The 17,730-nt window shown below is 63.2% G+C and carries 18 protein-coding genes and 3 pseudogenes; 14 read left to right on the forward strand and 7 right to left on the reverse strand.

Features of this window, described 5'->3' with window-relative positions; translation table 11 throughout:
• Window positions 1-466 precede the first annotated feature (466 nt).
• A complete protein-coding gene (locus tag G4Q83_RS01880) occupies window positions 467-3,205 on the reverse strand; it encodes a TonB-dependent receptor plug domain-containing protein (RefSeq protein WP_128418854.1) in 2,739 nt (912 codons plus the stop codon).
• A 765-nt stretch (window positions 3,206-3,970) separates the two neighbouring features.
• Here G4Q83_RS01880 and apbC point away from each other — a divergent pair.
• Entirely contained in the window at window positions 3,971-4,822 is an 852-nt protein-coding gene (apbC, locus tag G4Q83_RS01885; RefSeq protein ID WP_128418855.1) for an iron-sulfur cluster carrier protein ApbC, read from the forward strand.
• 119 nt (window positions 4,823-4,941) lie between these two features.
• Window positions 4,942-5,508 (forward strand): dCTP deaminase, encoded by a 567-nt coding sequence (gene dcd, locus G4Q83_RS01890; protein ID WP_128418856.1) that lies wholly within the window; start codon window positions 4,942-4,944, stop codon window positions 5,506-5,508.
• Window positions 5,509-5,577: 69 nt separating this feature from the next.
• Here dcd and G4Q83_RS01895 read toward each other — a convergent pair whose 3' ends face one another.
• The 4 genes from G4Q83_RS01895 to greB all read right to left on the reverse strand — a co-directional run bounded on the left by G4Q83_RS01895 (window position 5,578) and on the right by greB (window position 7,475).
• Complete coding sequence (locus G4Q83_RS01895; RefSeq protein ID WP_003467495.1) at window positions 5,578-5,745, reverse strand: LiaI-LiaF-like domain-containing protein; 168 nt, start codon at window positions 5,743-5,745, stop codon at window positions 5,578-5,580.
• Window positions 5,746-5,774: 29 nt separating this feature from the next.
• Window positions 5,775-6,182: an HIT family protein gene (locus tag G4Q83_RS01900; protein ID WP_128418857.1), complete on the reverse strand. Its 408-nt coding sequence runs from the start codon at window positions 6,180-6,182 to the stop codon at window positions 5,775-5,777.
• Between the two features lie 9 nt (window positions 6,183-6,191).
• Window positions 6,192-6,854, reverse strand: a complete 663-nt coding sequence (locus tag G4Q83_RS01905) for a dienelactone hydrolase family protein (RefSeq protein ID WP_128418858.1) — start codon at window positions 6,852-6,854, stop codon at window positions 6,192-6,194.
• 114 nt (window positions 6,855-6,968) lie between these two features.
• Window positions 6,969-7,475, reverse strand: a complete 507-nt coding sequence (gene greB / locus G4Q83_RS01910; RefSeq protein WP_128418859.1) for a transcription elongation factor GreB — start codon at window positions 7,473-7,475, stop codon at window positions 6,969-6,971.
• A gap of 127 nt (window positions 7,476-7,602) precedes the next feature.
• On the opposite strand from greB, the gene G4Q83_RS22855 reads away from it, so the two are divergent.
• Complete coding sequence (locus G4Q83_RS22855; protein ID WP_246432245.1) at window positions 7,603-7,854, forward strand: hypothetical protein; 252 nt, start codon at window positions 7,603-7,605, stop codon at window positions 7,852-7,854.
• On the opposite strand, the pseudogene G4Q83_RS24380 reads toward G4Q83_RS22855, so the two are convergent.
• Both G4Q83_RS24380 and G4Q83_RS01920 read right to left on the reverse strand, forming a co-directional pair.
• A pseudogene (locus G4Q83_RS24380) lies at window positions 7,839-7,916 on the reverse strand (hypothetical protein); the annotation flags it as partial. The gene G4Q83_RS22855 and the pseudogene G4Q83_RS24380 overlap by 16 nt on opposite strands.
• 359 nt (window positions 7,917-8,275) lie before the next feature.
• Window positions 8,276-8,695: a hypothetical protein gene (locus G4Q83_RS01920; RefSeq protein WP_128418860.1), complete on the reverse strand. Its 420-nt coding sequence runs from the start codon at window positions 8,693-8,695 to the stop codon at window positions 8,276-8,278.
• 654 nt (window positions 8,696-9,349) lie between these two features.
• Here G4Q83_RS01920 and G4Q83_RS01925 point away from each other — a divergent pair.
• The 11 genes and pseudogenes from G4Q83_RS01925 (at window position 9,350) to nudK (ending at window position 17,641) form a co-directional block, all read left to right on the forward strand.
• A complete protein-coding gene (locus G4Q83_RS01925) occupies window positions 9,350-9,991 on the forward strand; it encodes a hypothetical protein (RefSeq protein ID WP_128418894.1) in 642 nt (213 codons plus the stop codon).
• Between the two features lie 47 nt (window positions 9,992-10,038).
• A pseudogene (locus tag G4Q83_RS01930) lies at window positions 10,039-11,170 on the forward strand (TrbL/VirB6 family protein).
• 26 nt (window positions 11,171-11,196) lie between these two features.
• On the forward strand, window positions 11,197-11,739 hold the full coding sequence (locus G4Q83_RS01935; protein WP_128418861.1) for a DUF4189 domain-containing protein: 543 nt from the start codon (window positions 11,197-11,199) through the stop codon (window positions 11,737-11,739).
• Between the two features lie 403 nt (window positions 11,740-12,142).
• Window positions 12,143-12,670 carry a DUF4189 domain-containing protein gene (locus tag G4Q83_RS01940; protein WP_128418862.1) on the forward strand — a complete coding sequence of 176 codons (528 nt, stop codon included), beginning with the start codon at window positions 12,143-12,145 and terminating at the stop codon, window positions 12,668-12,670.
• A 90-nt stretch (window positions 12,671-12,760) separates the two neighbouring features.
• Window positions 12,761-13,087, forward strand: a complete 327-nt coding sequence (locus G4Q83_RS01945; protein ID WP_128418863.1) for a hypothetical protein — start codon at window positions 12,761-12,763, stop codon at window positions 13,085-13,087.
• Between the two features lie 27 nt (window positions 13,088-13,114).
• Window positions 13,115-13,645 carry a hypothetical protein gene (locus tag G4Q83_RS01950; protein ID WP_128418864.1) on the forward strand — a complete coding sequence of 177 codons (531 nt, stop codon included), beginning with the start codon at window positions 13,115-13,117 and terminating at the stop codon, window positions 13,643-13,645.
• Between the two features lie 8 nt (window positions 13,646-13,653).
• Window positions 13,654-14,298, forward strand: coding sequence for a hypothetical protein (locus G4Q83_RS01955; RefSeq protein WP_128418865.1), 645 nt, complete (start codon window positions 13,654-13,656; stop codon window positions 14,296-14,298).
• Window positions 14,295-15,593: a Tle-like phospholipase domain-containing protein gene (locus tag G4Q83_RS01960; protein ID WP_128418866.1), complete on the forward strand. Its 1,299-nt coding sequence runs from the start codon at window positions 14,295-14,297 to the stop codon at window positions 15,591-15,593. Before G4Q83_RS01955 ends, G4Q83_RS01960 begins: the two co-directional genes overlap by 4 nt.
• A 25-nt stretch (window positions 15,594-15,618) precedes the next feature.
• Window positions 15,619-16,187 (forward strand): annotated as a pseudogene (locus G4Q83_RS01965) (relaxation protein).
• Between the two features lie 526 nt (window positions 16,188-16,713).
• Window positions 16,714-16,893 (forward strand): transposase, encoded by a 180-nt coding sequence (locus G4Q83_RS01970; RefSeq protein ID WP_128418867.1) that lies wholly within the window; start codon window positions 16,714-16,716, stop codon window positions 16,891-16,893.
• A 148-nt stretch (window positions 16,894-17,041) separates the two neighbouring features.
• A complete protein-coding gene (nudK, locus tag G4Q83_RS01975; RefSeq protein WP_128418868.1) occupies window positions 17,042-17,641 on the forward strand; it encodes a GDP-mannose pyrophosphatase NudK in 600 nt (199 codons plus the stop codon).
• The last annotated feature ends 89 nt before the right edge of the window (window positions 17,642-17,730 follow it).

Here is a 17,730-nt window from a genome sequence, read left to right on the forward strand (position 1 = left end):
CCATGCGCTCCCCGCGTAGCCGACAGTGCGAGGCTTGCCGGCCCGGGGAACGCGTAGGGACTGTAGAAAGGCGCTCCTCAAGGTGGCCGATGGCCGCTTCGCCGCGCCTTCGAGCGCCAGCTTGGTGCGCTGCGGGAGGCGTTTGCGTGCGCCTAGAGCACTTTCGATCCACGCGAGGCCACCCGGAGTCGCTCCCGCAACACTCCGCTGGCTGCAAATATCAGCGTCGAAAATGCCCTGGCGCAGCGCTCGGGCGCTGGCTTGGTCGGCCGTGCCGTTCAGCGCCATCGGGGCGCTTCGGATCTGCGTGGTCGTGGCCAGGCGCAACGGCGCTCGTGTGCCGGCTCGTGCGGCGCTCGATCAGCGCGGCTGGAGCCAGGCGCCGCGGCTCGCGCAGCACCTGCTCAGGAAGCGATGAAAGAAACAAGCCCACCGGCGCGGGTGGGCTTTTCCTGCTTGCGAGTTGTTACTTGCCGAACGAGTAGCGCATTTCCAGGTAATACGCGCGGCCGTACACGTCGAAGTTGTACGAGTTGTACGGCGAGCCCGAGCTGCCCGGGTAGGAGGCGTCCAAGGGCGGCATCTTGTTGAACACGTTGTTCACCATCAGCGACAGCTCCATGCCTTCGAACGCCGAGTAGGAGACGCTGGCGTTGTGGGTGATGTGCGACGGCAGCTTGCCGGCGCGCGGCGCGTCGTAGCCTGCCGCGCTCAGCGTTGCCGCATAGTTGGGAGTCTTGTCGAACCAGTTGGCGTACCAGGTGGTCGAGAAGTCGCCGATCTCCCAGGTCACAGAGGCGTCTGCCTTGCGCTTCGGGTCGGTGCTCCAGTACGGATCGTTGAGCAGGTCGACCGGTTGGTCGCCGGTGTACTGGACATACTTGTGGCGCAGGTTCTCGCTGTAGCTGACCACCGTGCTCAGGTCGCCCCAGCGGCCCAAGTCGTAGCCGTAGCGGAACGACGCGGTGACTGCTTCCAACTTTTGGTTGGAGACGTTGATCTTGGGCGTGGAGATGCTGACGAGTTCGTCGAATTCGTCGCGGACCACCTGCGACATGGCCTGCTTGCACAGCGCGGAATTGATGTCGTCGATGCCCGCTCGGCAGCGGTAATCCTGCAGGCTCAGTCCGTTTGCGCTCTGCTGCGTGACTTCGTCGCTGATGTCCCAGTTGAGGTAGTCGACGGTCAGCGCCATGCGGTCGAGCGGCGACCACACGAAGCCGGCGCTCCACACGTCCGCATTGATCGGCTTCAGGTCCAGATTGCCCGACTGGGTGCCGGAGAATTGCGCGCTCGAGTACAGCGCCGGGCAGTTGTCGGTATTGCCCGGCAGGTAGCCGCGCTGCGCGCACTGGTAGTAATCGACGACGCTGTTGTAGTAACCGCTCTGGCCCTGGTACAAGTCGGACAGCGTCGGCGCGCGGAACGCCGTGCCGTACTTGCCGCGCAGCAGCAGCGATTGGATCGGACGGTATTCCACGCCGATGCTGTAGGTCGGCTTGTCGATGGTGCGGCCGCTGGCCTTGAACGCGTCGTAGCGGCCGGCAAGGGTGATGGTCAACGGATTGAACACAGGCAGACGCAGTTCCGAGGTCAACGCGTAGCGATCGCGATCGCCGCCGCCGGCCACCGAGGTCAGCCCCCAGACTTCGCCGTTGAGGATTTCAGCGGCCGGATCGTAGTTCCACTTCTGTTTGCCGTATTCGCCGACCACCGCCAGGCCCGCGTCGCCACCGGGCAGGCTGAACAACTTGGCATTGGTCAGCTGCAGGCGCAGCATGCCGTCGGATGTCTTGCTCTTGTTGGTCGTGTGGCCGGTGAAGCTGGCGAATTCCTCGAGCGCGATCGGCTGATAGAACGCGGCGTAATTCGGCGAATACGCGCGGTAGCCGGAGACCACGCCTTGCTGCGGACCGAGCACCTTGTTGATGAAGAACTGGTCGACGGCATCTGCGAAGAGGACGAAGCTGCGTTCTTGCAGCTTGTACTGGGTGTAGGCGACGCCGGCGTCGTAGTCCCAGTCCGACTGGCCGAGTGTGCCTTGCGCGCCGAAGGTCACGCGTACCGAATCGCTCTTGTCGCGGCTCATCGTGTCGTCGAATCCGTTGATGCCGATTTCCTCAGGCGCGAACGAACGCAGCAGGTTCACCAACTGGCGCAGCCCGGTATCGTAGTAGTAGCCGAAGTCCGCAGCGGTGCCCCAATATAGGAAGTCGGAACCGGAGTGGTACTTGACCTGGTCATGGCTGTACAGCGCGTCGCCGTACAGCTGCACGTTGTCGTTGAGGTCGAACGTGCCGTGCACATAGGCCTGGAGAGACTTCTGATCGGAGTCCAGCGTCCGGTAGCCTGGCGAGTACTTCGAGCCGCAGTAGAGGCCGTCGCCGAATCCGGGGCGGCTCTGCAGCGCCATCGTGCCGCCGAACAGCCCGGCGACATTCGCGCAATTGGCTGGATCGAGGAACTTGTAGCTGGTGGTGCGGCTGCTCACCACGAAGTCGCGGCCGACCAGCTGGCGCGAGTAACCCTGGGTGTTGTACTGCTTGGTCAGGTCGCGGTCGTAGGCCCAGATCGCGTCCTTCTCCTCGTACTGCACGCCGCCGAGGAGGGAGGTGCGGCCGTCGGCGGAGGTCCAGCCATCGGCGAAGGTCGCGCGGAAGTTGCTGCCGCCGCCTTCGGAGTAGCCGCCGCCGCGGATGCTGAACACCGAGCTGTCCAGCTTCTTCTTGAGGATGACGTTGATGACGCCGGCGATTGCGTCGGAGCCGTACAGCGACGACTGGCCGCCCGGCAGGATCTCGATGCGGTCGACCAGGTCGATCGGAATGCCGCTGATGTTGTTGAAGGTGTCGCTGCCGTTGTACAGCGCCGGGTAGTTCGACATCGGACGGCCGTCGATCAGGTACTTGATGTAGCCCGGCGGCAGGCCGAACAGGCTGACCGTCCTCGCGCCCTGAGTAAAGGTGCCCGAGCTCTGTCCGCCTTGCACGCCGCCTGTCGCGAACGAGCTCTTCTGCAGCACGTCGGCCACCGAGTTGAAACCGCGGGCCTTGATGTCTTCGGCGGAGATCGTGGTGACCGGCGTGGCGGTCTCGATCTCGCTCTGCGGAATCAGCGAACCGGTGACGGTGACCTTCTCCAGGTCGGTCGCCTTGGTCCCGGCGCTGTCCTGCGCGAAGGCGCCGAACGCGACCGGCACGACCATGGCAGTCACCAGCGCCGCGCTCAGGCGGCTGTGTTTGAAACTACGAGTATGGCGAGCAGTCATCTTTCCTCTATCCCGAAAACCGAAAAATGAAAAATAAGGCGAGGGGCCTCGTGCCACGACGTGTGCCTTGAAATGGGATCGCATCCATGCGAACGGCTTAAACGTAACATGGGATTAACGAATTTTGCGCGACGCTGTCATCATTTTCGTCTAGGTCGTGGATCTATCGCGATCGGCCGGCAAACGCCCACGCATCGTGGTGTTGCGCGCCAGCGCAGGTGCCGGGGACGCTGCTTTGCACCAATTCGGAACCTTTAATTGGTCATGTAGATGAATAGATGTTTGTGGAGGTCGATGGCTTCTCGGCGGGAAGTGGGATGAGACGGAGAGTGGGGCGATTGGTGAGCCGTCCGGTCGGTGCTCTGGTGCCGCACCAGTTTAGTGTTGGAGTTTCGCCATAATGGGGAATGGGCCTTGCCAAGCCGACTGGCGTGCTGCCGTGGTCAAGGCCGGAGGAAGCGTGCCGGTCTCGCATCGGCGTCTGCCGGCAGGAAGTCCTGCGTCCCCCGGCCACGGTCGTGATCGGGGCATGCGGAGCCAGTTGCGCCGAAGCGCCGCCCGCACGGGCGCATGGCCCGCGCGCTGTCCTTGTATAGTCATGCCCCGCGTCGACCCGCGGTGGCGCCATTGCCGGTGCTCGCCGCCGGTCTGCTTGTCTGCCGTGCGCCCGCGTGCGGCGTCGTTCCCCCGCGAGCTCTTCCGATGACCGACCGCCCCCGCATTCCCGCCCACGCCGTGCAGCCCAACCTCGCGCCGCCGCCGCGGATCCGCAACGTCATCGCCATCGGCTCCGGCAAGGGCGGGGTGGGCAAATCCACCACCGCGGTGAACCTGGCGCTGGCGCTGCAGCGCCAGGGCGCACGGGTCGGGGTGCTGGATGCCGATGTCTACGGTCCCAGCGTGCCGGCCATGCTCGGCCTGAGCGGACGCCCGGACAGTCCCGACGACAAGTCGATCGAGCCGATGCGCGCGTTCGGCATCGAGGCGATGTCGATCGGGCTGCTGGTGGACCAGGACACGCCGATGATCTGGCGCGGGCCGATGGCGACCTCGGCGCTCACCCAGTTGTTCACCGATACGCTGTGGGACGACCTGGACTATCTGCTGATCGATCTGCCGCCGGGCACCGGCGACATCCAGCTGACCCTGGCGCAGAAGATCCCGGTCGCCGGCGCGGTGATCGTCACCACGCCGCAGGACATCGCCACGCTGGATGCGAAGAAGGCGCTGAAGATGTTCGAGAAGGTCGAGGTGCCGGTGCTGGGCATCGTCGAGAACATGGCGGTGCATATCTGTTCCCGGTGCGGCCACGTCGAGCATCTGTTCGGCGAGGGCGGCGGCCAGCGCATGGCGCAGCAGTACGGAGTGCCGCTGCTCGGTTCGCTGCCGCTGGCGATCGCGATCCGCGAGCAGGGCGACGCCGGCACCCCGATCGTGGCGGCGGCGCCGGACTCGGCCGCCGCGCAGGCCTATCTGGCGACCGCGCAGCGCCTGGCCGAGGAACTGCGCAAGCGGCCGCGCGCGTCGATCCCGATTGCCGCCTCGCTGCGCTGAGCGCCGCCGCGAACGATCCGCGACCGGCTAGAATCGTGGTCACTGCGGCCCGCTCCGGGGTCGGCCGCGCTTCCGGCGGGCGGGTTCCGGCCTGCCGCCACAGGCATCAGGAATACGCAATGAGCATCAAGAGCGACCGCTGGATCCGCCGCATGGCCGAGCAGCACGGCATGATCGAGCCCTACGAGCCGGGTCAGGTGAAGCAGGCCAACGGCGAGCGCATCGTCAGCTACGGCACCTCCAGCTACGGCTACGACGTGCGCTGCTCGCGCGAGTTCAAGGTGTTCACCAACATCAACTCGACCATCGTCGATCCCAAGCATTTCGACAGCGGCAGCTTCGTCGACATCGAGTCGGACGTGTGCATCATCCCGCCCAACAGCTTCGCCCTGGCGCGCACGGTGGAGTATTTCCGCATCCCGCGCAGCACCCTGGTGGTGTGCCTGGGCAAGAGCACCTATGCGCGCTGCGGCATCATCGTCAACGTGACCCCGCTGGAGCCGGAATGGGAGGGCCACGTCACCCTGGAATTCAGCAATACCACGCCGCTGCCGGCGCGCATCTACGCCAACGAGGGCGTGGCGCAGATGCTGTTCTTCGAGTCCGACGAGATGTGCGAGACCAGCTACAGGGACCGCGGCGGCAAGTACCAGGGCCAGACCGGCGTGACCCTGCCCAGGACCTGAGCCTGCCCGGCGCAGGCGTGGGCGAGGCACGGTGCGGCCGCCGCGCGCCGACGGCCGGCACCGGTCCGGCTATTTGCCGCGGCCGAACAGCATGCCGACGCCGACCGCGACCAGGATCGCCGGCCACCAGGTGGCGATCAGCCGGCCCAGGCTGAGGTTGGTCCAGCCCAGGTTGTTGGCCAGGAACACCAGGCCGATCACGATCAGCACGATGGCGGCGATCACATTGGATTTCATGGAGACACGGCTTCCGCTACAAAGGGCGCCTATCGTAGCCGTTGCCGCCACGCCACGACACGGGTCTGCAGCGCATCGGCCGGCAGCCGCTGCGCCGGGCCGCTGCCCCATGCCGGCCCGGGCCAGGCCGCGTCGCCTTCGTGGCGCCCGATCACATGCACGTGCAATTGCGGCACGTTGTTGCCCAGTGCGCCGAGATTGAGTTTCTGCACGCCCGGTTCGCGGCGCAGCAACTGCGAGAGCTGGTTGATCTCGGCCAGCAGCAGGCGCTGTTGGGCGCCGTCCAGGTCGATCCACTCGCTGGCGCCGGCGACCCGCGGCACCAGCAGCAGCCACGGAAAGCGCGCGTCGTCCAGCAGCCGTACCTGCGACAGCGGGCCGTCGGCGACGAACGCGCTGTCGGCCTGCAACCGCGGATCGAGTTCGAAATCGCCCATCGGCACGGCTCAGCGCAGATGTTCGGCGAGGAACGCGAGGCTGCGTTGGCGCGCGCTGTCGGAACTGTCGGCGTCGTAGTGGTTCGGGTCGACATGGCGGTCGAAGCCGTGTCCGGCCGGATACACGTAGGTCTGCATCTGCGGCAGCTTCTCGCGATGCTGCTGCACCGCCTCTGGCGGAATGCTGCCGTCCTGCGCGCCGAAATGGAACAGCACCGGCGCCTTCGGCGTCTCGCCGAGGAACTGGGTGTTGCGCCCGCCGTAGTAGCTCACCGACGGCAGTCCCAGCCGCAGCGCCGCCAGCAGCGCAACGCTGCCGCCCCAGCAGTAGCCGACGGTGCCGACCTTGCCGGCCGGCGCCAGCACTTGCGCTGCGGCCTGCACGATGTCCAGCGCGCGGTCGAAGCCGAGTTCGCCGACCAGTTCCAGGCCCTTGCGCACGCCGTCCTGGTCGTAGTCCAGTTGCGTGTCCTTCTGCACCGGGTCGAACAGGCCGGGGGCGAGCACTTCGTAGCCCTGCGCCGCGTAGAAGTCGGCGACCTCGCGGATATAGGCATTGACTCCGAAGATCTCCTGGATGACCACCAGGCCGCCGCGCGGCGCGCCCTGCGGCAGGGCGCGCCAGGCACAAACCTGACCGTGAGCGGTATCGAGCGTGGTCCAGTGACCCATGGTGCGTTCCCGTGGCGAGGAGAGAGGCGCCGATTATCCATGCCCGCCTGTTAAGCGCGTGCGCGGCGCGGCGGCGCCGGTCGCGCCGGCCACGCGTGCGGCACGGCCGCGCGCTCACTGCATCGCGTAGTGCACCGACACCACCACGAAGCTGCGGCGGCCGCCGGGCAGCCGTGCCTCGATCTCGTCGTCGATGCGTTTCTTCAGCAGCGCCCGCGCCAGCGGCGAATCGATGCTGATCCAGCCGCGGCCGGCATCGGTCTCGTCGGGGCCGACGATGCGGTAGCGCAGCAGCTCGCCGCTGTCGGCGTCCTCCAGTTCGACCAGCGCGCCGAAGAACACCGCCTGCGGGTCGGACGGGGCGGTGTCGATCACCCGCAGCGCCTCCAGGCGCTTGCTCAGGTAGCGCACGCGGCGGTCGATCTCGCCCAGCTGCTTCTTGCGGTAGGTGTATTCGGCGTTCTCCGAACGGTCGCCCTCGGCCGCCGCCGCGGCCAGCGCCTTGACCACCTCCGGCCGGCGCACGCGCCATAGCTCGTCCAGCTCCGCCTTGAGCCGGGCATGGCCTTCGGCGGTGATCAGGGCGGTGCTCTTCTCGGCAGGGGGGCGCCAGCGGCTCATCGGGGTCGGTACTGCACTGCGGTGGAGCGGGGCACGATGCTAGCGCGTGCATCAGCCTTGCGCACGCGCACGCGCACGCGCAGGCGATGGCCGAAGCTGGCGCGGCCATCCACACGGACGTCGTTCGATGCTGATCCTGCCGTTGCACAAGCCGCTGTCGCGGGAGAATTTTCCGCTGGTCACGCTGCTGCTGGTGCTGCTCAAGGCAGTTGCGTCGATCAAACGGCGCGGTTTGACGCTGCGTTGCCGTCGCAGCCGATACCCCGCTGCCGCGGCGTTTGCCGAGGACACCGGAGCGGCCAGTCGCCGAACCTCGCGGCTCAGCGTCGAAGGGCTGCGCCCAAGGCGCCCACCGACGGCGCGCAAGCTCGTTCCCTGATCACGCTCGACCTGCAGCACCGCGCGCTCCTCTGGACTCAAATGACGGTACTGTTTTCCCATCGCGACACCCTAACCTCAGTTGGGTGTTGCACTTGGAAGTTGAGTCTGCCCTGCGTGGAATGCCGATGGATTTATCCGTGGGGCTTCAACTTGCGGCCTATCGCTGCGCCCTTCGGGTGGTCACCTGTCTGCCGCCCGCCACGCGACATACGATCAGGGCGCGTATCGGGAAAACGCGCCGGCACCAGGGTGTCGCCGTATCCATCTGCGCCGGAACAATCCGCATCCAGCCCCCCAGCCGGACCGCCACGGAGGCCGAGGCGGAATTTGCCAGCCGCGTCCAATCGCATGGCGGCGCCTACCGGCGCCACCATGCGCGCAAAATCAGCTTCCTCTTGTCCGAGCCAGTTGGGACACGCTCACTGTTTCGGTACGACGAGCCAGGTGCGCCCCTGGGGGAGTGTTTGTAGCAGCACCGTGATGCCGTCTCCATTGTAGACAGTGGTGCCATCGGCTCGGGACCCTGCGGGCAAGATGGTCGTGCGATCGGCGTCGCTCCCGATCGGCATGACCCACCGCGTACCGTCGATCCATCCGATGGCGGTCCGCACGTCGCCGGTCGCATCGTTGATCTGCAAGTAGCGGATGCCATCGCGCGTGAAGGCATATACGTGCAGCGTCGCGACCGCCGATAGATTTGCCGCATCCGGTTGCCTGGCCCCGAGCCCCGTGCTTGCGCTAGGGGTGTGCCCGATATCCGGACAGCACGCCCTCGCGCGGCCAGAGATTCCCGCCGCCACCCGTCCTGCCACCATCACCGTTAATTGAAGGTAACGCATCACCGTGTCCCTATGCCCTGTAGGGTGCTCGCCTGCGGCTCAGGCGGCTGCCACGGTACGCGATCCGGACCGATCGTCGGTCGACAAATAGCCGGCCGAGCCGGCCATGGCGGACCACGGCAGCGCACAGTGAGTGCATTGCCGCGATCTGGCGTCAGAATTTCCCTACCCCTGGCGAAACATCGACCGGGGCTGGGACCGTTACGCCGCGCGACGGCACGCCCACGCTGTCAGCCCTACGACAGGGCACTGGAAAATCGCCGGTGTCTGTGCCAGAGTCTCATCGGCCTGCCTCACTGGACATAAGACCAATGGCCGCAGCAGACGCAAAACCCGAGACGTTGCCGCAGCTCATGCGGATTGCCGACTTGTCCTGGTCCCAACGAAGACCACCAAAGGTTTTCGCTTCTAATAGTGCCTCCATGTCACCCGCGCCTGCGTCTCCTGCGTCCGGCAAGCCCTCTCGCCTGCCTGGCCCCGTCCTGTTATACCCCCGTCCTTCTGCACGGACCAAGACTGACGAGACCTGCCATGATCGTGCCCTCACGCCGCCCCTGCACTGCACTTGCACGCCTTGCCGCCGGCCTGCTGCTCGCCGGTGGGCTGTTCGCCGGCAACGCCAATGCCGTGTGGCTCGTCAACGACCCGGCGTCGATGGGCAAAGCAGTTCAAGAATACGCCGAGCAGGCGAAGCGCTGGGCCGAAACAGCCAAGCAGTACCAGCAGCAACTCCAGCATTACCAGCAGCAACTCATCAAACTGCAGCGCTTGAACCTTGGCCAATCCCCGATGGCCGACAATTTCGCCGAACGCCCACAGGGCTATGGCCTGGAGGACAGTTGTCCTGGCGCCAACGCCAGCGGCCTCTCCGGGCTGCTGCAACAATTCAAGTCCCTCGCGCCCGACATGCAGGGCAAACTGAACGAGGAGCAGTTGAAGGTCTGCGCGCGCATCGTGATGGCGCAGAACGCCCAATACAACGAAACGGTGCGGATGCTCAAACGGCTGATCGATCGCAACAACCAGTTCAAGACCGTGGTGGAGAAGCAGCGCGACAACGTGGGGACCAGCCAAGGCGCGCTGGCCGCCAACGACAACGAAGTCCGGCGCTTCGCCACGCAGAACACCATGGATCTGAACTACTGGCAGGCGCAGATGCAAGCCTACGACACCTACATCGTCGCGCTCAAGGACGACCAGTCGCGCCTGGCCCGGCGCGCCCTCGAGGGCAACAAGGGCAACTTGCTCGGGCAGATCGTGCAGACAGTGGCCCTCAAGGCCGCTCTGTCCAATTGACAGCCCCCAAGCACTTCTCCGCTTCACCTTGAAACAGGCAGGCGGCAATGGACGGACTCTTTCACGCAACGCTGCATTGGGTGCAGCCCTTGGCGGACACGAACATCGGCGATTTCATCTTCTTCCGGTTGATCAACGATTATTTCAGCAACGAAATCGCCAAGTTCGGCCTGGCGTTGACACAGCGCGCGATGAAATGGGTCAGTGCGATCGCGCTGACGGTGACCACAGCTGTGGGTACTGCTGGTGGGGTACCGGATCGCGACGGGCCAATCCCGTGAGAACGCGATGGTAGTCGTCGCCAAGGCGGCCAGGATCGTGTTCATTGTGACCTTGGCCACGACGGTGGGGATAAGCGGCGTCTCGCTGCACACGGCCATGACCGACAACCTGGACAAGGAAATCCACGAACTGTTCACGGGAGAGCGCGATGCCGGTTCGGCCGATGCGATCGACCAGAACCTGGCCTACACCCAACTGGCACTCAGCGCATTGGATGCGGTGCGAGTAACCTCGAGCGATCCGGAGGCGATCGCGATGAAAGCACGCGCCGTCCTGCTGGCGGGAGTGGGCACGGCCAGTCCGCCGATGGTGGCCGGGGCGATGCTGTTGCTGTTCAAGTTCACCATGGCGTTCCTGGTCGGGATCGGACCGATCTTCATTCTGTTCCTGGCCTTCGACCAGACCAGGGATCTTTTCAAGCGTTGGCTGTTCTACATCATCGGGACGCTGTTCTCGATGTCGCTGTTGTCCGTGGTCTCGGGCATGGTGCTGAAATTCACGGCGAAGGCCGCGGCCGCCTTCTGGCTGGTGAAGTTCGTGCCGCTGGCAAGCCCGGAAGGGTTGAATTCGCAGGCGTTGCAGCAGGGCGGCATCGGCCTGCTGATGACCCTGTTGATTATCACGGTGCCGACGATTGGCGCTACGGTGTGGCAGGCCAACCTGGGGAACTTCATGCACTTCTCGGCCTTTGGCGGCGGTGCGGCATCGAGCCCAGGGCCGCAGGGGCAGCCGCCGGGGTCGTATGTGCCGCAACAACAACCAAGTAATGATAATAAGACGACCAGCGGTGCCATTGGTGTTGATGCGCATACAGCAAAAATGGGAGGGCAAGGTGCAAGTACACAACCTCCAGGGACACGTGGCTTAGCTGGCTCTAAAGATAGCAATATTAGCTAACATCAAGGATGATGAGGTCTATCTTCATGAACCTACTGAGATTGCTGTGCATTTTTCTGTGCGTGCTTTCTGAGAACGCTCGGGCAGAGCGAGGTTGTCCGCCTGGCATGATTCCTGGGGGGAGTAATCCCTACAACATGGCGACCTGTGCTCCCATTCCTCCTGGCTATTACCAAGAACAGCCTGCTCCCGCACCACGCCCCTTGGGGAAATGGATTCGGACTTGGGGTTCGGTTTCCATCGGCTCACTGGGACTGGAACGTAATTACGGTGTATCGAAAGGAAAGCTAACAAAAGAGGACGCGGAAAGAGATGCAATGGCACGTTGTTCAAAGCACGGAGAGAAAGATTGTAAGATTGGTTTGTCCTACTTCAATCAATGTGTTGCCGTAGGAGAGCCTCAGATTGATGGCAAGCCAAACTTGCTCGGATATGTACACATTGTTGGAGATGCTAAAGTGGAAGAGGCTGCTGCTGCTGCAAAATCAGCATGCGAAAAAGATAATCCAAGAAATGAATGTAAAGTTATTTACAAAGCCTGCTCAGAGCAAATTTTTGAGAAGTATTGACTATAGCTTTGAAGATAAGAGATGAAAAATCGCGGACTGTTCGCAGTCTTCCTGTTGTAATGACGCTGTTGATTATCACGGTGCCGACGATTGGTGCTACGGTGTGGCAGGCCAACCTGGGGAACTTCATGCACTTCTCGGCCTTTGGCGGCGGTGCGGCATCGAGCCCAGGGCCGCAGGGTCAGCCGCCGGGGTCGTATGTGCCACCGCAGGCGCCAGAAAACAGAGATACTGGTGCAAGCAATAGCTTTCCGCCCCAAGCGGGGATAAAAAGAATTGCAGGCGCAGATTCAACGCAATCGTCTCTACCAACCGGCTCACGTGGACAAGCGGGGCGGGAACATGATCGGGACGCCTGATCGATTGACCATCAATGTGATCGTTGGTTATAGGGATTGTGATAATGAGGCATATGGCATACTGGATTTTGCCGATGGCGGCGGCGTTGTTTTGTGCGAACGCTTGGGCAGAGCAGGGTTGTCCACCCGGCCTAATTCCTGGAGGGGCCAATCCCTCCAACATGGCGACCTGTGCTCCTATTCCCCCCGGGTATTATCAAGAGCAGCCGGCTCCGCCACCGCGTCCTCTGGGGAAATGGCTAAAAACGTGGGGGGCCGTTGCAACTGATGGTGGCGAAAACCTTGGCGTATCAACAGGAAAACTGAAAAAATCCGAGGCGGAACAAGACGCGCGAAAAAAATGCGATGGCATAAGTTCAGAAAAATGTCATGTTGCTATTTCTTATCAAAACCAGTGTGTCTCGGTTGTACAGCCAAAAACAGAAGGACTAGGAATCGTCACTTATTATCATGGTCCATCTACTGAAGAAACCAGCCGAGATGGCTTATTGAATTGCCAGAAAAATAACCATGACATGAGTTGCGAGGTCGTTTACACCAATTGTACGGAGCAGATTTTCCAGAGATTTTAGGGAATGAAAAGCACGCTGCTGATTCGCGTAGGCGTTGTAATGACGAATCATGTAGCACAAAGGTATTGATTCTAACTTTGGAGATGGGAGATGAAAAAGCGCGGACTGTTCGCCGCCTTCCTGTTGTCTGGCATAGCGTTGTCCTCATCAGCGCAATCCGGCGGCTACTACGAGTTCATCCCTTACTACAACAACAATCCCTTCCTCTTCTGCACCATCGGCGTTCCCAGTGATTGCTGGGCGCCAGTAAATCCTGCTACCGGCACATACACGGTCACCAATCCCTACTGCTTCAACTCCTACTCCGCGTTGCTCTATGCCCGTGTGTGCCCACAGGGGCTTTCCGATGGGGCTCCGCAGTCCCGGGCAGCGCCACAACCTCGTTCGTCTCGCACATCGAACCGTCCGATTCGCTAACTGAACACGGCGCAAAGGAGAAGGATCATGGAGCAGAAAACCGAGCTGCCACAGACGGATTGGGAACACGCGATCCAGCGTGTCTACAGCTTGCTCACCGCCGTCATTCTGGCGGTCTCGCTGACCGCTTGCATCACCGTCCTGGCCTGCCGTATGTCAAGCGGCATCGCGCTCGTGCTCGCGCAATGGGCAGCTGGCTTGAGCGCGTTGCTGCACTTTGCGGTGGCAGTCATGTTGGCCAGGCTCGCAGCGCAGGCGGTACGTGTCAGGAAGCACCTGCAATCCGGCGGCAAGCATACCGCGCAATCGAAACAGTTGCGCCGCTCGATACGCAGCGTGACCGGCGTGACGGTGCTGATGTTGTTGCCGGCCATCGCGGCGTCGGCGCTTCCGATTGCATTGCCTGTCGTCATACGGGTGCCTGAAGTCGGCATGGTGTTTGTGTTCCTGATAGGCGCGCTGCTCATGCATCGCATCACCATCCGGCACGCATGCCAGCGGTTGGCCGAAGCAATTCCCGCCGCCCAACAAGCTGCGCAACGCACGCTGGTGGCGTGACACGGCCTATGAAAATCACCGTTTTCAGCTGTCTTCTCCTTCTCCTGTTGGCGGGGTGCAATCCGATGAATGCTGTTTCTGGCAAGACCGAGCAGACCGATGCCGATGGCGATCCGGTCTACCGCAAGAACCCGCAACCGACGCAGGCGTACCGGATCACCATGACCATCGAGGATGCGCCGGGGCCGTTTGCGCATGTATCGGGGACGGCGTTCTATGACATGACCAACCACGTGCAATGTACGCCGATAAACGAACCTTTATTAGGGATGTCAACAAAACAGAAGGAGGACGTTATTCCCATCCACTTTCAAAAAATCGATGAAACGACGTATGTGGGAACGATCTACGCCGATGGCATGGTCGATGCGGATTATTACGGCAAGGGCGTGTGCCGATTCGAGTTGACTGGCGTCGGCATTGCGTTGAAAGCGACAGGCAAGCATGACGAGACGCGGTTTGAGCCTGCGTTGTTCAAAAAAGAGATTTATAGCCCCGAGCCAAAAGTGACTTATTTTTGGAAGGGTCGCTATCCAAAAGTAGACATGGATGACTTCCCCGATAGTGGCAGGACAAGTGTTGATGATTTCAATGAAACGGCGCGCCATAATATTTTCAAAGTCACTCTTTCTTCCCATAAGGAATCGCCATGAGCATGGCCAGTAAACAATATGCCGCGCTCGCATTTGATGCCTATTACAAGCCGCCAGAGACAGGAGAAAAAAGTAAACCCGTTGCTATAGGTGGAGCCTCTTACAAACGCCTCAGCTACATGGATAGCCCTTCCGGCTATCAAGGCATCCTTTATCAGCGACTGGATACGAACGAACTGATCGTCGCTCACCGTGGCACCGAGCCCCGGCGTGAGTTGATAAGCGATGGTTTGCTGGCCGATGGCGGCATGGTGGCCACTCGTCACAACACGCAGGCGGCTGACGCCATCGAATTTACTCAGCATGCCTTGGAGTATGCAAAGAAGATCAGCAAAGACGGTAAGGTTCCCGAAGTCACCGTCGCCGGCCACTCCCTGGGCGGCACTCTGGCGCAAGTGACGGCGCACCACTTTGACTTGGAGGGCGAGACCTTCAACGCCTACGGCGCGGTCAGCTTGCACCGGCGCATTTCCGAGGGCGGCCACGATCTCGTCAACCATGTCATGGCGGGCGATCCGGTCAGCGCCGCCAGCCAGCACTACGGCCAGGTGCGCCTCTATGCCACACACCAGGAGATCGCCACGCTACAGCGCGCCGGCTACGACCACCACCACGGTGGACTGAACGTGCGTAACCCGCTGAGCGCGGCCAGCGGGTTGGTGATGGCCTCGCACAGCATGAACAACTTGCTGCCGGAGGACGAGCAGGGCAAGCCGCACCACGCGGTGCTGGAGGACCCGGCGGCGCGGCAATTGGCGCAGCACCATGCGCCGATGATCGCCCGGTACCGCGACGACGTGGCGTCGCTGCGGCTCGGCATGACGCTCGGGGCGCGCGGCTGGGGCGGGCTGCTGCAAGACGGCATCGAGGCATTGCGCGGGCCGCTGGCGCCAGGCGCCGGCCGTGACAGCATTGGCGTGCCGACGTGGAGCGAACACATGCAACGACTGCATGACCCCAAGGCCCACGGCGCCGCATCGCAGGACCAGGGCTGGCATGTGCCGTTGCGCGTGTCGGGGGAAAGCCTGCAATCGGCGCCGGCAGCGCCCGTCTCCTTGCACGATGACCCGGCCGCCTTTCTCGACCGCATGCTGGCGGCGGCGCAGAGCGGCGACCGCACCACGTTCCGGCAGATGACCCAGGCATTGGCCAATGAAGAACCTGGCCGCGCCCTGCGTGCCCAGGCCATCGCGACGGTGGACCAGCAGCAGGCGGCGCAGCAAGCCTTGCAGGCGCAGCAGCAGGCGGACAGGCAGCAGCAGGAAATGGGGCGCGACACAGCACGCGCGCGCTGAGCGTTGCCCGGATGCAGGAGGCACGATGAACCGGCGCGACACGCTGGCGCTGGCCAGCCAAGCCGCCACGCTCATGGAGCAATTCGAGCGGCGCTGCGCCGAGCTGGAGCGGCAACAACGGCAACTCGCACAGCCCCTCGAAAAAGTCGCGCAATCCTTGCCGGGCGCGGCCGCGCGTTCGGTGCAGGAGACGCTGCAGCGTGTTCCCGATGCGTTGATCCGGCAGGTGCGGAACGGCATCGACGAGCCCGTCGCCGGCTTTGAAAAGCGGCTACAGCACGCGGGCCGTTTGCTCAGGGAGGGCGCGCCGTCGTTGGCTGTCCAACTCAAGCGCGTCGAGCGCATGCAGCGCCTTCTGCTGTGGAAGGGGGCCGCAGTCACGTTGGGGAGCTTGCTGCTGTTGCTCGCTGGCGGCGGCTGGCCGCTGATGCAGTACCGCCCGGACAGACGCGACAACCAACTACGCGCCGAGCTTCTGCGCGCCTACAACGCTGCCGACGTGACGCTGTGCGAGGGCCGCCTGTGCGCCAACACCGAGACGCAGGGCCCACCTACGGTGATCCTCGCCAGTACCGGTTGGTCCGCTCGCGATGACGCCAGGGTACGTCATCGCTGGGACCTGACACGGCAGGCGCTGGCCTGCGACGCCCTTTGGGGTGGTGGTCGATGGCCATGGACGGCATGGCCTGTCAAAATTCTCTACGCCATCTATCGGGCTGACTACCATAGGGAGCCTCGAACAACTCATAATTTCATTGAGATGAGCGGCGAAGGCGCCGCTGCCGCGTCCTGCCAGACCGCCTGAGGGCATCGCCGGTCGCTGGATGGCGTCGATGTAGGCGGGAGGCGGCCATTCGGCCGCTTCACCCGATCGCGCGGGCACCATGCCCCGGTGCTGCCGCGCCAACCGCATCCGGTTGTGGCTGGCGACCTTCAACTGGTGCCCCTGGGCGATGGCCGAGTCTCCGACGATTCAGACGTTATGCGTGGACAGCGGCTATGCCGGTCACTGTGCGCAGACCCTTTCGCCGTGCCACAAGCTCCGGGCACAGGTGGTCGGACATCCTGCCAATCGCAACGTCGGACGCGGATCGACGACCGCCAGCCAGACCTGTTCACCGTGCAGGCCGAGCCCAAGGGACGGGTGGTGCTGGCCAAGCGCTGGGTGATCGAACGCTCCCATGCCTGGAATGAGCGCGCCCGTCGCCTGATCATGCATCACGACCGTTCGATGTGCGTATCCGAAGCATGGACATGGTTCACCGCGGCCCGCAACCTGCTTCGCAAGCTAACGACTTGATTTTGTAAACACCCTCTGATGTCGCTCCCACAAGTGGCATCACTTGGATCGAAAGTGCTCTAGAATGGCCGTTCCACGGCGAATGACGACACTCCTTGGCGGCGATCCGCTGCGATTGTCGGCGTCGGCTCATCGCATGGAGTGTCGCTTGAATCCATCGGTCACAGGCAATCGGCGGGTCCGTCTCGGCAAGGTCGAGGTGCTGTCCGACAACTGGTACGTGCTGCGCAAGGTCACCTTCGATTTCCAGCGCAGCGACGGTAGCTGGCAGACGCTGTCGCGCGAGGCCTACGACCGCGGCAACGGCGCCACCATCCTGCTCTACAGCCGCGCCAGGCAGACGGTGATGCTGACCCGCCAGTTCCGCTTGCCGACGCTGCTCAACGGCAATCCCGACGGCATGCTCATCGAGGCCTGCGCCGGGCTGCTGGACCAGCACGATCCGCAGACCTGCATCCGCAAGGAGACCGAAGAGGAAACCGGCTACCGGATCGAGAACGTGCGCAAGGTGTTCGAGGCATTCATGAGCCCGGGTTCGGTCACCGAACGGCTGTATTTCTTCGTGGGCGAGTATTTCGATCGCGACAAGGTCGGCGCGGGCGGCGGCATTGCCGCCGAGGGCGAGGAGATCGAGGTGTTGGAACTGCCGCTGGAGACTGCGCTGGCGATGGTCGCGTCCGGCGAGATCGCCGACGGCAAGACGATCATGTTGTTGCAGTACGCCAAGCTGCATGGGGTGATGGGGTAGCGCGTTTTTGTCGGCTCTTCCTACAAGGGCGCATCGATCTGCGTTGAAATGCGTTGGCCGTGCTCGTGCGGCGCGTGCCGGCGCGCGCG

Source organism: Xanthomonas theicola (genome assembly GCF_014236795.1).
Lineage (GTDB): Bacteria > Pseudomonadota > Gammaproteobacteria > Xanthomonadales > Xanthomonadaceae > Xanthomonas_A > Xanthomonas_A theicola.

What these genes read in the sequence shown, in the direction of transcription:
- G4Q83_RS01880 (WP_128418854.1), bottom strand. Translation starts at nt 3,205, where the DNA reads ATGGTCGTGCCGGTCGCGTTCGGCGCCTTCGCGCAGGACAGCGCCGGG.
- apbC (WP_128418855.1), top strand. Translation starts at nt 3,971, where the DNA reads ATGACCGACCGCCCCCGCATTCCCGCCCACGCCGTGCAGCCCAACCTC.
- dcd (WP_128418856.1), top strand. Translation starts at nt 4,942, where the DNA reads ATGAGCATCAAGAGCGACCGCTGGATCCGCCGCATGGCCGAGCAGCAC.
- G4Q83_RS01895 (WP_003467495.1), bottom strand. Translation starts at nt 5,745, where the DNA reads ATGAAATCCAATGTGATCGCCGCCATCGTGCTGATCGTGATCGGCCTG.
- G4Q83_RS01900 (WP_128418857.1), bottom strand. Translation starts at nt 6,182, where the DNA reads ATGGGCGATTTCGAACTCGATCCGCGGTTGCAGGCCGACAGCGCGTTC.
- G4Q83_RS01905 (WP_128418858.1), bottom strand. Translation starts at nt 6,854, where the DNA reads ATGGGTCACTGGACCACGCTCGATACCGCTCACGGTCAGGTTTGTGCC.
- greB (WP_128418859.1), bottom strand. Translation starts at nt 7,475, where the DNA reads ATGAGCCGCTGGCGCCCCCCTGCCGAGAAGAGCACCGCCCTGATCACC.
- G4Q83_RS22855 (WP_246432245.1), top strand. Translation starts at nt 7,603, where the DNA reads ATGCTGATCCTGCCGTTGCACAAGCCGCTGTCGCGGGAGAATTTTCCG.
- G4Q83_RS01920 (WP_128418860.1), bottom strand. Translation starts at nt 8,695, where the DNA reads ATGCGTTACCTTCAATTAACGGTGATGGTGGCAGGACGGGTGGCGGCG.
- G4Q83_RS01925 (WP_128418894.1), top strand. Translation starts at nt 9,350, where the DNA reads ATGGGCAAAGCAGTTCAAGAATACGCCGAGCAGGCGAAGCGCTGGGCC.
- G4Q83_RS01935 (WP_128418861.1), top strand. Translation starts at nt 11,197, where the DNA reads ATGAACCTACTGAGATTGCTGTGCATTTTTCTGTGCGTGCTTTCTGAG.
- G4Q83_RS01940 (WP_128418862.1), top strand. Translation starts at nt 12,143, where the DNA reads ATGAGGCATATGGCATACTGGATTTTGCCGATGGCGGCGGCGTTGTTT.
- G4Q83_RS01945 (WP_128418863.1), top strand. Translation starts at nt 12,761, where the DNA reads ATGAAAAAGCGCGGACTGTTCGCCGCCTTCCTGTTGTCTGGCATAGCG.
- G4Q83_RS01950 (WP_128418864.1), top strand. Translation starts at nt 13,115, where the DNA reads ATGGAGCAGAAAACCGAGCTGCCACAGACGGATTGGGAACACGCGATC.
- G4Q83_RS01955 (WP_128418865.1), top strand. Translation starts at nt 13,654, where the DNA reads ATGAAAATCACCGTTTTCAGCTGTCTTCTCCTTCTCCTGTTGGCGGGG.
- G4Q83_RS01960 (WP_128418866.1), top strand. Translation starts at nt 14,295, where the DNA reads ATGAGCATGGCCAGTAAACAATATGCCGCGCTCGCATTTGATGCCTAT.